A 12,406-nucleotide genomic window follows, 5' to 3' on the forward strand; every position below is an offset into this window, starting at 1 on the left:
TTTTAAACAGCATATCATCTTATATATCAACCATTTACAACTCACCCTTCACATTTCCCACCAAAATTCCCTTATTTCTCCCTCACTTTTTATACTTTCGCATTTTTTAACCAGAATAAAAAACAGTTAAACGAACAAAGAATTACACAAATGAAAGAACTCAAAAAAAGAAGCATCTCAACAGTAACGAACAGAGAAGCATGTCGTATCAATCTGATACACAGAAACTAAAAGTAACAAAAGTAAAAGAACACAGTTCCATAGTGGATGAAAAGCTATTGTCAGAACGGGTTTACTACGGAGACCAGACCCATGTTTATGTAGGTTACTTAAGAGCCTTTAAATCAGGCTATTTTGAAGGCACAAAAATTAGAAAAATAACGGATATAGCCAAGTTGCTCGTAGCATCCGAAAACTTCACAAAGAGAGCCAGAGGAGAGCAAAAGCCTTTGACTTACAGCACCATAATCACCGAATTGGAGAAGGTATGGGCCATCATAAAACGGGAAGATACCACACTGATTGACCCATACGGATATGATGTAAGGATAAATCACTGATAGTTCAGTACCTGGAAAGGCAGTAATTTTGCCGCCGTCAGCAACCGGACAGAAGGGCTACACCTTTCTCGTCGGATGGTGTAGCCTCAACAAGGCAAGGGCGTAGCCATCCGTACTGAAAGGAGTAGCCCTTTTTCATTGCTGATTATCATACATTTACTAACCCTAAAAACATAAAAAATGGGAAAAGAAAAAACTGAATTTGAGGAGAAATTTGTATCCAAAACAGAAAAAACAAAAAAGCTATGGGAAAAACGGATTACGGAAAACACGACATTGAGCATGGAGTCTGTACAATGGATGGCACAACGCATAAATTCCCTATTGGAATACATGCGATACGGATATGCATTGATAGCCTACCGAAAGCAGGACGGCAGCTTCTACATGGGAAGAGGAACCCTTGTTTCCTACGAAAGCGACTTCAAAAAGAAACATGACATGACAAGCATTAAAGCTCACGTAGCCTATTGGGACGCGGAACAACAAGGCTGGCGGACTTTTCTGATTGAGAATTTTATGGAGTGGAGACCGATAGTAAACTAACAAAAAACACCAATATCAAAAGCTATGGAGGCTTATTTACTACATGATGCCAATGCCGGCAGCAACCTAAAATTAATGATTATGATACAAGAAGAAGGTATGAAAGGATATGGCATTTACTGGACAGTGCTCGAATTCCTCAGATTGCAGAATGAATATAAAGCCAGCCTGAAAGTGATTCCCATACTGGCACAAAAAGCAAGGGTGACAACCGCCACACTGAAGCGAATCATCTATGACTATGCACTGTTCGAGGTGAACGAGACAAGCTTCTCATCCCCCGGACTAAGCCGCCGCATGGAGCCATGGGACGCCCAACAAGAAGCTAAAAAGGAAGCCGGACGTCGCGGTGGACTGGTTAACCAGCAGAGAATCAGGGATGCCAAGACAAGCAGCGCTTTAGCAAATAAACTAAATAAAGAGAATAAAGAAAACCCCTCTCTATCTCCCCAAGGGGAGACGGGAAGAAGGAAGGAGGAGATTCTTCTGACTCCACCGGAGTACACGCTCAACAGACAGACGCATAATTACCAAGGCCTGATGGAAGAACTGGCAAGGCAGAAAGTAACCGACATCCACGATTTGAATGCCATCCTGAGACTGACGGATTTTGGAAAACTGGGAGGGAAAATCTGGAAAATCCTATATGAGTTGAACAGCTCACCCCAACTGAAAGCCCGTATCGTGATGCCCGGAAAGTACATACTGAAATTACTCAGGGGTTAGATTTAATAAAAGAAATATAATACTTATCTTTGTGTTCAAAACAAAACACCCTAATCATTATGAATCTGAAAAAACAATTTTTTGCTTCTGCCCTGCTCTTTGCTGCATGCGGCACTATCCAGGCCCAGGAAGTCATTGCCCACCGTGGTTTCTGGACTACGGACGGCTCGGCCCAGAACTCCCTTGCCGCACTTGTAAAGGCTGATTCTATCCACTGCTACGGCTCCGAGTTCGACGTTTGGCTCACCACAGACAATCAGCTGGTTGTCAATCATGACGCCACCTTTAAAGGCGTGACTATGCAAGATGCCACAGCCAAGGTATGCACCGCCGTACAACTGGACAACGGCGAACAACTCCCTACCCTGCAACAGTATCTGGACAAGGCAAAAAGCCTGAAAACCCGCCTTATCCTCGAACTGAAAGCCCACAAGACCCCCGAACAGGAAACACGAGCCGTAGAGGGCATCGTAAAAATGATAAAGGACAAAGGGCTGGAGGACCGTACGGAATATATCACCTTCTCCCAACATGCCACCAAGGAGTTTATCCGTCTGGCACCCAAAGGCACCCCCGTCTACTACCTGACCGGTGACCTTACCCCCAAGGAGTTGAAAGCATGGGGTTGTGCCGGTCCCGACTATCACTTCAGTGTCTTCCAAAAACATCCTGAATGGATAAAGGAATGCCACGACCTCGGCATGAAAGTAAACGCCTGGACCGTAAACGAAGCCAAAGACATGGAATGGCTCATCAGCCAAGGAGTAGATTTCATCACAACCAATGAACCGGTAGTGCTGGAAGAAATTTTAAAGAAAAAATAGCCGCTCCTTATACATTTAGAAACAAAAACCAAACAAACCGCTTCATTATGTCCGCAATGGAGCGGTTTTTTGTTTTCAAAAAGATAGCAATTAGTCTTATAAAAAATCTTTTTTCTTATTTTGAATCAAACTAAACTTTCACATGGATTACAATTTATATAAAAACAAAGCCATATGCTTTTAAATTGAAAGCCTGACAGTAGATATTCTCATTGAATGAAAGTTTTGCTAAAAAATAATAGAAAATAGATATGCTTTACAGTTAATTATAAAACAAAACGTCGTATATTTGCATCGAAATAGAACAAAAGGACATACTAACCAACCAATAAAGGACAAAATGACAAGAGCTATAAAATTCACCAAGATGCACGGTGCCGGAAACGACTACATTTATGTAGATACGACCCAATATCCTATCAGCCATCCGGAAGAGCTTGCGAGGGCATGGAGTGCACCGCATACGGGAATTGGAAGTGACGGTCTGGTACTTATCGGTTCTTCGGACAAGGCCGATTTCAGCATGCGGATATTCAATGCCGACGGCTCGGAGGCCCGGATGTGCGGCAATGCAAGCCGCTGCATCGGAAAATATCTTTTTGACTACGGACTGACCTCCAAAACAGAAATCACACTCGATACACTGTCAGGTATAAGGATGCTAAACCTGCACTTGGCAGACGGAAAGGTCAACTCTGTAACCGTAGACATGGGCATACCTGCCGACGAACCGGCAGACTACGACGGCAAAGGAGCCAAACCGATGAAAGAACAGCCCATCGAAGTGGACGGAGAACGATATGTAGGGACTACCGTATCCATGGGAAACCCGCATCTGGTAATCTTTGTCAATGATATTGAAGCCATCGACCTTACAGTCATCGGTCCCAAACTGGAGAATCACCCTCTCTTCCCCGGACGCATCAATGTAGAATTTGCCCAGATATTGGGAGAAGGAAAAATAAGGATGCGTGTCTGGGAACGAGGCTCGGGCATCACCCAAGCCTGTGGAACCGGAGCTTGTGCCACCGCCGTGGCAGCCTTCCTCACCGGACGCGCAGGAAGGGAATCCATCATCATCATGGACGGAGGCTCACTCACCATCCGATGGGACATCGCCACCAGGCATGTACTGATGACGGGAGAAGCCACCAAAGTATTCGACGGCAAAATTGAATTAATTGACTAATCACCAACTATCAACCAAGAAAAGATTATGGCATTAGTAAACGAACATTTTTTAAAGCTACCGGGTAGTTATCTGTTTTCAGACATAGCCAAGAAGGTAAATACTTTCAGGATAACACATCCCAAGCAAGAGGTCATCCGTCTGGGTATCGGAGACGTTACCCGGCCACTGCCACCGGTCTGCATCGAAGCGATGCACAAGGCAGTGGAGGAGATGGCTGACGCACGGACATTCCGTGGATATGGTCCCGAGCAGGGATACGACTTCCTGATAGAAGCCATCCTCAAGCACGATTACCTTCCGCGAGGCATCCATTTCGGTCCTACGGAAATCTTCGTGAACGACGGAGCAAAGAGCGACACGGGAAACATCGGCGACATTCTCCGCCACGACAACAGCGTGGGAGTGACCGACCCGATTTATCCGGTCTATATAGACAGCAACGTGATGTGCGGACGTGCCGGAGTACTAGAGGAAAACGGCCAGTGGAGCAACGTCACCTACATGCCTTGTACCGCCGAGAACGACTTCATCCCGGAGATTCCAGACAAGCGCATCGACATCGTCTACCTCTGCTACCCCAACAACCCCACGGGCACTACCCTGACCAAGCCCGAGCTGAAGAAATGGGTGGACTATGCGCTCGCCAACGACACGCTGATTCTGTTCGATGCCGCCTACGAAGCCTTCATCCGCGAAGATGACGTACCCCACTCCATCTATGAGATAAAGGGAGCGAAGAAATGCGCCATCGAGTTCCGCAGCTTCTCGAAGACTGCCGGATTCACGGGAGTACGCTGCGGCTACACCGTTGTGCCGAAAGAACTCACTGCCGCCACGCTGGAAGGCGAACGCATCCCACTGAACAAGCTCTGGAACCGCCGCCAATCTACCAAGTTCAACGGCACCAGCTACATCACCCAGCGGGCGGCAGAAGCCATCTACACACCGGAGGGACAGCGGCAGATAAAGGAAACGATAGATTATTATATGGACAATGCCCGGACCATGAAGCAGGGCCTTGAAACGGCCGGGCTGAAAGTCTACGGTGGTGTGAACGCTCCTTACATCTGGCTGAAAACGCCCGACGGAACAAGCTCCTGGCGGTTCTTCGAACAGATGCTGTACGAAGCCAATGTAGTGGGCACACCGGGTGTAGGTTTCGGCCCCAGCGGTGAAGGATATATCCGGCTGACGGCCTTCGGCAAGCACGAAGACTGCGTGGAAGCCATGAAGCGCATCCGGAAGTGGCTGAAATAAAAAAACAATTGAATTAGCGAGGTACTTGCTATAATCTAGTCGGACTGATCATCCGGAATTTTTCTAAACTTAAAGGTAAAAAGGTATGAAAACAAGAAGTGTAAAATGGGGAATAATGGCAATGGCGCTGTTATCAATGGCAATGCCTTTCACGGCAAAGGCTCAGGATAAAGTGGAAGCGTCGGCAGGCGTCGACCTCGTAAGCGGTTACGTGTGGCGTGGCCAGGATTTGGGAGGGGTAAGCCTCCAGCCGAGCGCATCCATCGCCTACAAAGGTTTCTCTCTGGGAGCTTGGGGCTCCGTAGGCATCGAGAGTTCGGACACGAAAGAGTTCGACCTCATACTGGGATATTCAACCGGAGGCTTCAGCGTATCAGTGACGGACTACTGGTACAATGTGACCGGAGATGGGGTGACAGCCAAATACTTCCAGTACGGCGCACACAATGCTGCCAACTCACATCTGTTCGAAGCGCAAATCGGCTATGATTTCGGCCCCGTAGCCGTAAACTGGTACACCAACTTTGCAGGCGACGACGGTGTTGACAAAGACGGTGACCGTGCTTATTCATCCTACATCTCCGTAGCAGCTCCCTTCACACTGGGCGGACTGGACTGGACGGCCGAGATAGGCGCTACCCCTTGGGCCACGGACTTCTATGGAGCCAACGGATTTGCCGTATGCGACGTCAGCCTGGGAGTATCAAAAGACATCAAAATCACCGATTCCTTCTCCCTCCCGTTGTTTGCCAAAGCAACCTGGAATCCAAGGTCTGAAGGTGCCTATTTCGTAGTCGGACTAAGTTTCTAAGATGAAAAACCTATGATTTACACACACCGAAAGGCAAATAGTAAATCGTAAATTGTCTAATCGTAAATTATTTAAGGTATGAAAAAGATTGAAGCTATTATCCGAAAGACCAAGTTCGAGGACGTGAAGGACGCGCTGCTCGAAGCGGACATCGAATGGTTCTCCTATTATGATGTACGGGGCATCGGGAAATCCAGACAAGCCCGTATCTACCGTGGTGTCATGTACGACACCAGTTCCATCGAGCGCATCCTTATCTCCATCGTGGTGCGCGACAAGAATGCGGAAAAGACCGTACAAGCCATCATCAAATCTGCACAAACCGGTGAAATCGGCGACGGACGCATCTTCGTCATCCCCATTGAGGATGCCATACGCATACGTACTGCAGAGAGAGGCGACATCGCACTCTACAATGCCGAACAAGAAAGATAACGGGCAGCTACAAACCACAACCAAGAAAATACAATACAACTAAAAGCAACAAGAAATTATGGATAAACTTATTTTAAGTGAACTGACCAACGGACTGAACACTGTATGGATGTTGCTTGCAGCCATGCTGGTATTCTTCATGCAACCGGGCTTTGCACTGGTCGAAGCCGGTTTCACCAGAGTAAAAAATACGGCCAATATCCTGATGAAGAACTTCGTTGACTTCATGTTTGGCAGCCTGCTCTACTGGTTCATCGGTTTCGGACTGATGTTCGGTGCAGGCGGATTCATAGGAATGCCCCATTTCTTCGACCTCTCGTTCTACGACGGAGGCGGGCTTCCCACGGAAGGTTTCCTGGTATTCCAGACTGTATTCTGCGCAACGGCTGCCACCATCGTGTCCGGCGCTATGGCAGAACGTACCAAATTCTCCATGTACCTGGTTTACACCATCTTCATCAGTGTGCTGATTTATCCCGTTTCCGGTCACTGGACTTGGGGCGGCGGCTGGCTGATGAACGGTGAGGCAGGTTCCTTCATGATGGAAACATTCGGAACAACTTTCCATGACTTCGCAGGTTCCACCATCGTCCACTCCGTAGGCGGCTGGATTGCCCTGGTAGGTGCGGCCATCCTCGGCCCGCGCATCGGGAAATACGGCAAAGACGGCAAGTCAAGAGCCATTCCGGGACATAACCTCACGATTGCGGCACTGGGTGTATTCATCCTTTGGTTCGGATGGTTCGGCTTCAACCCCGGTTCACAGTTGGCAGCAGCCACTACGGACGATGCAAGGGCCATCTCGCATGTATTCCTCACCACCAATCTGGCAGCCTGCGCAGGCGGTTTCTTTGCATTGGCGGTAAGCTGGATGAAATATGGCAAACCCTCCTTGTCTCTGACACTGAATGGCATTCTGGCCGGATTGGTAGGCATCACGGCCGGTTGTGACATGGTTTCTCCCTTCGGGGCGGTAATCATCGGCACCATCTGCGGCATCCTGATGATTTATTCGGTGGAATTCATCGACCGGACACTGAAAATTGACGACCCCGTAGGGGCCAGTTCCGTACACGGCGTCTGCGGTTTCACGGGAACCATCCTCACCGGACTGTTTTCCACCAGTGAGGGACTGTTTTACGGTGCAGGCTGGAGCTTTCTCGGAGCGCAGGTATTCGGTGCACTCGTAGTAGGCGCATGGGCAGCAGGCATGGGATTCATCATCTTCAAAGGACTCGACAAAATCCACGGCCTCCGCGTTTCCAAACGTGTGGAGGAAGAAGGACTCGACATTTACGAACACGGCGAATCGGCCTACGGTGCATAATGATTTTATCCCGGGCAGGTCTGACCGCCTTCCCGGGAACAACGAAACAAGAAGTTTTTTCACTCTAACATAGTTTTATTAAACCAACAATTACAACTCTAAGGTATTATGTCAAAATTGAGATTCAGAGTAGTAGAAACGGCGTTCAAGAAGAAACCCGTTGCAGTGGCAGTCCCGGCGGAACGTCCGTCAGAGTATTTTGCCAAGTATGTATTCAACAAGGAGAAGATGTTCCGCTATCTGCCGAGCAAGGTGTATGCCAAACTGACGGATGTGATTGACAACGGAGCTCCGCTGGACCGCAGCATAGCCGACGAGGTTGCCGCAGGTATGAAGAAATGGGCGGTTGAAATGGGGGCGACCCACTATACGCACTGGTTTCATCCGCTGACCGAAGGTACTGCCGAAAAGCACGATGCTTTTGTGGAACACGACGGCAAAGGCGGCGTGATGGAGGAATTCACCGGCAAACTGCTCGTGCAGCAGGAACCGGACGCTTCCAGTTTCCCGAACGGCGGTATCCGCAATACGTTCGAGGCACGTGGCTACTCGGCATGGGACCCCTCCTCCCCGGCATTCATCGTAGACGACACGCTCTGCATCCCGACTATTTTCATCGCCTATACCGGTGAGTCTCTGGACTACAAGGCACCGTTGCTGAAAGCCCTGCGTGCCGTAGACAAGGCTGCCGTCGACGTATGCCACTATTTCAATCCGGAAGTAAAGAAAGTGGTTGCCTATCTGGGCTGGGAGCAGGAATATTTTCTGGTTGACGAAGGGTTGTACGCCGCACGTCCCGACCTGCTGATGACCGGACGCACGCTGATGGGCCATGACAGCGCCAAGAACCAGCAGCTGGAAGACCATTACTTCGGGGCCATCCCCAGCCGTGTGGCCGCTTTCATGAAGGAACTGGAAATCGAAGCGCTGAAACTCGGCATCCCCGTCAAGACCCGTCACAACGAAGTGGCTCCCAACCAGTTCGAGCTGGCTCCCGTCTTCGAGGAATGCAACCTGGCGGTAGACCACAACATGCTCATCATGGCCTTGATGCGTAAAGTGGCACGTAACCACGGTTTCCGCGTACTGCTGCACGAAAAGCCCTTCAAGGGTGTCAACGGTAGCGGCAAGCATAATAACTGGTCGCTGGGTACGGACACCGGTATCCTGCTCCACGCACCCGGCAAACTGCCCGAAGAGAACCTGCGTTTCATCACCTTCGTAGTGAATACGCTGATGGCCGTATACCGTCACAACGGATTGCTGAAAGCCTCCATCTCCAGTGCGACGAACGCCCACCGGCTGGGTGCCAACGAAGCGCCTCCGGCCATCATCTCTTCCTTCCTGGGCAAGCAGTTGAGCCAGGTGCTGGAACACATCGAAGAGAGCACCAAGGACGACCTCGTCAGCCTCAGCGGCAAGCAAGGCATGAAGCTGGACATCCCGCAGATTCCGGAACTGATGATAGACAATACCGACCGCAACCGCACCAGCCCGTTCGCCTTCACCGGCAACCGCTTCGAGTTCCGCGCCGTGGGTTCCGAAGCCAACTGCGCCAGTGCCATGATTGCGCTGAACTCTGCCCTTGCCGAGCAATTAACGGAATTCAAGAAAGATGTGGACGAACTGATTGAAAAGGGGGAGCCGAAAATCTCCGCCATCCTCGACGTTATCCGCAAGTACATCAAGATTTGTAAACCCATCCACTTCGATGGAAACGGTTACAGTGACGAATGGAAAGCTGAAGCTGCCCGTCGTGGTCTGGATTGCGAAACCAGCGTTCCCGTTATCTTCGACAACTACCTGAAGCCGGAAAGCATCAAGATGTTCGAGACAATCGGAGTCATGACGCAGAAGGAACTGGAAGCTCGCAACGAGGTGAAATGGGAAACCTATACCAAGAAAATCCAAATCGAAGCCCGTGTGCTCGGAGATTTGGCCATGAACCATATCATCCCCGTAGCCACACAGTATCAGACCGATTTGGTGGACAATGTCTACAAGATGAAGGATCTGTTCCCGGCAGAGAAGGCTGCAAAACTGTCTGCCAAGAATCTGGAACTCATCGAAGAGATTGCCGACCGCACCGCTTTCATCAAGGAGCATGTGGATGCCATGATCGAGGCGCGTAAAGTTGCCAACAAAATTGAGAGTGAACGTGAAAAAGCCATCGCCTACCACGACAACATCGTACCGATGATGGAGGAAATCCGTTACCACATCGACAAGCTGGAACTCATCGTCGACAATCAAATGTGGACGTTGCCCAAATATCGCGAGTTGCTGTTTATAAGATGAAGGATGAAGGATGAATCCTTAATCCCTATCTCATTCTTTTGTTGGTTGTTTTAAGTTTGCAGGGGGGAGAGGTGCCGCGAGGCAGTTCTCTCTCTTTTTTCGTCCATGCCAACTGTTGGCGGTAAGCGGGAAATAACCTATCTTTGCCCGTCAGATAAAACAATCCTGTCATCATGAAGAATTTACGTAACTGCTATGCAGCGTTCCTGCTGTTTGCCTTGCTGTTCGTTTCGGCTGCTGCCCCGGCACAAACCGATCTGCAGCAAAAACTGGGTCGGATTTCCGCCATTACGGAAACCCGTCCGTTGGAGTCCACCCGGTTCTCCGAGAAGTATGTAACCTATTTTACCCAGCCGTTGGACCACCGTCGTCCCGAAAAGGGCAGTTTCCGCCAGCGTGTGATTGTCTCCCACGTCGGCTTCGACCGTCCCACGGTGATTGTAACCGAAGGCTATGGAGCCGCCTATGCCCTCAATCCCAAGTATCGCGAGGAACTTTCCGAGCTGCTCGATGCCAACATGATTTTTGTGGAATACCGTTATTTCCTGGAATCCACCCCTGAGCCTAAAGACTGGCAATACCTCACCGCCGAGAATTCCGCAGACGACCTGCACGCCGTCCGCAACGCCTTTAAAAGCATCTATCCCGGCAAATGGATTGCGACCGGCATCAGCAAGGGCGGGCAGACTACCCTGCTCTACCGCACGTTCTATCCGGACGACGTGGATATTTCCGTGCCTTATGTAGCTCCGCTCTGCTACGGGGCGGAAGACGGACGCCACGAGCCTTTCCTCAGGAAAGTGTCTACTCCGGAGGACCGCAAACGGATTGAGGACTTCCAGTTGGAAGTGTTGAAACGGAAAGCCGCACTGCTCCCCCGCTTTAAGAAATATTGCGATGAAAAAGGACTCAAGTTCCGTGCACCCGTTGAAGAGATATACGACTATTGCGTGCTGGAGTATTCTTTTGCCCTTTGGCAGTGGGGAACTCCCGTCAGCAGCATCCCTGCCACCACGGCCTCGGACGATGAGATATTTGCCCATCTGCTCGACATCAGTAATCCCGACTACTTCATTGCCGACAGTCCCACAGCCTCATTCTTCGTGCAGGCCGCCCGCGAGCTGGGCTATTATGGCTACGATACGAAACCTTTCAAGAAGTATCTTTCCATCCAATCGAGCAAGGGTTACCTGCATCGCCTGATGCTTCCCGAAGAGCTGAAAGACATGCCCTTCGACAAGACCCTAAGCAAGAAAATCACGAAGTTCCTGAAAGAGAATGACCCGAAAATGATATTCATCTACGGACAGAACGACCCGTGGACGGCTGCCGGAGTGACCTGGCTGAAAGGGAAGAAGAACATCCATGTATTCGTAGAGCCCGGTGGAAGCCATCGGGCACGCATCGGCACACTGCCCGAAGAGGAAAAGAAGCAAGTGATGGAGCTGATAAATGAATGGTTGAAACAATAAAAACGGATGGTCCGTGTGGCATGAACAGACCATCCGTTTACTCCTGACAGACCATCTGTTCAACCTCAACAGATGGTCTGTTTTTTTATTCTATAATTTGTGCATCCTCAATATCGTCCACTGCCTTTACAGAAGCATCCGGTGTCTTCGGGCGGCGACGCGTAAACTTGAACCAGTTCAGCAGTTCCGAAGCCGCATAGACCAGACTGCTGATACCGATAATGATAAATGCCGTGGAGCGTACTCCCGTAGGATTGAACAGCGCAACCAAGCCGGCAAGCAGAATCAATACCGGAACCACATAAAAACCTCCCGGTACCGGCATCCAGCGACGGGCAGCGGAAAGCGAGGCAATCTGTTGCACTCCTCCCATCACCAGGATAAATCCCAATACAAATGTCAGCAGGTCGGCAAAGAAACCGGGCATGATAATCAGCCACAAGCCAAACAGCAGGCTGCCCACCCCCTCGATAGGGAAGCGGCGGCGCATCTCCGTGCTCTGTGCAAAGTAGCCTATGATGCTGATAAGCGAAGGCACCAGAAAGATGACGCCTATCGTAATCACCAAGTAATCACCGGCCTGGTCGGGAAACATTACCAGCACCAAACCGATAACCAGCGCACATATCGCGCGCAAAAATGAATAACTTAATCCTTTCATGAGTCTATGTTTTTTTGCGAAGATACATCTTTATCCGAATAACTCCACACGAAAATCCCGAAAAATCAGTTTACATTCAGCCAGGCATTCATATCTTCGGCCACAAAGAGCCAGTATAATAACAATAGTACAGCAATAACCACGCCTATGGCAACTAAATGTTTTCTATTCATAGTTTGTTCCTTTCTTTTTTTGAATGAATATTCGTTTTTACTACACCTATAAGAACAATATTTCAAGAAAAATGTTTTAATCCGGAAAAAAAGTCATATTTATTTTGGCAGTTAAAACAAAGTG

General features: G+C 49.5%; 12 protein-coding genes. 11 read left to right on the forward strand and 1 reads right to left on the reverse strand.

Annotated elements, in window-relative coordinates:
• The first annotated feature begins 200 nt into the window (after positions 1 to 200).
• The 11 genes from DW947_RS07775 to DW947_RS07825 all read left to right on the forward strand — a co-directional run bounded on the left by DW947_RS07775 (position 201) and on the right by DW947_RS07825 (position 11,448).
• Entirely contained in the window at positions 201 to 560 is a 360-nt protein-coding gene (locus DW947_RS07775; RefSeq protein WP_117588873.1) for a hypothetical protein, read from the forward strand.
• 180 nt (positions 561 to 740) lie between these two features.
• Positions 741 to 1,106, forward strand: coding sequence for an SH3 beta-barrel fold-containing protein (locus tag DW947_RS07780; RefSeq protein WP_009038322.1), 366 nt, complete (start codon positions 741 to 743; stop codon positions 1,104 to 1,106).
• A gap of 24 nt (positions 1,107 to 1,130) precedes the next feature.
• The gene (locus DW947_RS07785; RefSeq protein WP_005827562.1) at positions 1,131 to 1,832 is read left to right on the forward strand and encodes a Lin1244/Lin1753 domain-containing protein; all 702 of its coding nucleotides are present in this window, start codon (positions 1,131 to 1,133) and stop codon (positions 1,830 to 1,832) included.
• A gap of 59 nt (positions 1,833 to 1,891) precedes the next feature.
• On the forward strand, positions 1,892 to 2,656 hold the full coding sequence (locus DW947_RS07790; protein WP_044468831.1) for a glycerophosphodiester phosphodiesterase family protein: 765 nt from the start codon (positions 1,892 to 1,894) through the stop codon (positions 2,654 to 2,656).
• A 340-nt stretch (positions 2,657 to 2,996) separates the two neighbouring features.
• Entirely contained in the window at positions 2,997 to 3,845 is an 849-nt protein-coding gene (dapF, locus tag DW947_RS07795) for a diaminopimelate epimerase (RefSeq protein ID WP_005837304.1), read from the forward strand.
• Positions 3,846 to 3,872: 27 nt separating this feature from the next.
• Positions 3,873 to 5,105: an LL-diaminopimelate aminotransferase gene (locus tag DW947_RS07800; RefSeq protein WP_008664381.1), complete on the forward strand. Its 1,233-nt coding sequence runs from the start codon at positions 3,873 to 3,875 to the stop codon at positions 5,103 to 5,105.
• A gap of 85 nt (positions 5,106 to 5,190) precedes the next feature.
• Complete coding sequence (locus DW947_RS07805; protein WP_005827550.1) at positions 5,191 to 5,916, forward strand: hypothetical protein; 726 nt, start codon at positions 5,191 to 5,193, stop codon at positions 5,914 to 5,916.
• Between the two features lie 78 nt (positions 5,917 to 5,994).
• Positions 5,995 to 6,351: a P-II family nitrogen regulator gene (locus tag DW947_RS07810; RefSeq protein WP_005827548.1), complete on the forward strand. Its 357-nt coding sequence runs from the start codon at positions 5,995 to 5,997 to the stop codon at positions 6,349 to 6,351.
• Between the two features lie 58 nt (positions 6,352 to 6,409).
• Positions 6,410 to 7,678 carry an ammonium transporter gene (locus DW947_RS07815; protein ID WP_005837308.1) on the forward strand — a complete coding sequence of 423 codons (1,269 nt, stop codon included), beginning with the start codon at positions 6,410 to 6,412 and terminating at the stop codon, positions 7,676 to 7,678.
• A gap of 108 nt (positions 7,679 to 7,786) precedes the next feature.
• Complete coding sequence (locus tag DW947_RS07820) at positions 7,787 to 9,976, forward strand: glutamine synthetase III (protein WP_117963439.1); 2,190 nt, start codon at positions 7,787 to 7,789, stop codon at positions 9,974 to 9,976.
• A 173-nt stretch (positions 9,977 to 10,149) separates the two neighbouring features.
• Entirely contained in the window at positions 10,150 to 11,448 is a 1,299-nt protein-coding gene (locus DW947_RS07825) for a S28 family serine protease (protein ID WP_117963440.1), read from the forward strand.
• 85 nt (positions 11,449 to 11,533) lie between these two features.
• On the opposite strand, the gene DW947_RS07830 is transcribed toward DW947_RS07825, so the two are convergent.
• A complete protein-coding gene (locus DW947_RS07830; protein ID WP_117963441.1) occupies positions 11,534 to 12,109 on the reverse strand; it encodes an HdeD family acid-resistance protein in 576 nt (191 codons plus the stop codon).
• Positions 12,110 to 12,406: the final 297 nt, after the last annotated feature.

The sequence above is a fragment of the Bacteroides sp. AM44-19 genome (assembly GCF_003603395.1).
Taxonomy (GTDB): Bacteria; Bacteroidota; Bacteroidia; order Bacteroidales; family Bacteroidaceae; genus Bacteroides; species Bacteroides uniformis.

Bases quoted from the DNA above. Each gene is read 5' to 3' on its own strand.
- DW947_RS07775 (WP_117588873.1), top strand. From the start codon at position 201: ATGTCGTATCAATCTGATACACAGAAACTAAAAGTAACAAAAGTAAAA.
- DW947_RS07780 (WP_009038322.1), top strand. From the start codon at position 741: ATGGGAAAAGAAAAAACTGAATTTGAGGAGAAATTTGTATCCAAAACA.
- DW947_RS07785 (WP_005827562.1), top strand. From the start codon at position 1,131: ATGGAGGCTTATTTACTACATGATGCCAATGCCGGCAGCAACCTAAAA.
- DW947_RS07790 (WP_044468831.1), top strand. From the start codon at position 1,892: ATGAATCTGAAAAAACAATTTTTTGCTTCTGCCCTGCTCTTTGCTGCA.
- dapF (WP_005837304.1), top strand. From the start codon at position 2,997: ATGACAAGAGCTATAAAATTCACCAAGATGCACGGTGCCGGAAACGAC.
- DW947_RS07800 (WP_008664381.1), top strand. From the start codon at position 3,873: ATGGCATTAGTAAACGAACATTTTTTAAAGCTACCGGGTAGTTATCTG.
- DW947_RS07805 (WP_005827550.1), top strand. From the start codon at position 5,191: ATGAAAACAAGAAGTGTAAAATGGGGAATAATGGCAATGGCGCTGTTA.
- DW947_RS07810 (WP_005827548.1), top strand. From the start codon at position 5,995: ATGAAAAAGATTGAAGCTATTATCCGAAAGACCAAGTTCGAGGACGTG.
- DW947_RS07815 (WP_005837308.1), top strand. From the start codon at position 6,410: ATGGATAAACTTATTTTAAGTGAACTGACCAACGGACTGAACACTGTA.
- DW947_RS07820 (WP_117963439.1), top strand. From the start codon at position 7,787: ATGTCAAAATTGAGATTCAGAGTAGTAGAAACGGCGTTCAAGAAGAAA.
- DW947_RS07825 (WP_117963440.1), top strand. From the start codon at position 10,150: ATGAAGAATTTACGTAACTGCTATGCAGCGTTCCTGCTGTTTGCCTTG.
- DW947_RS07830 (WP_117963441.1), bottom strand. From the start codon at position 12,109: ATGAAAGGATTAAGTTATTCATTTTTGCGCGCGATATGTGCGCTGGTT.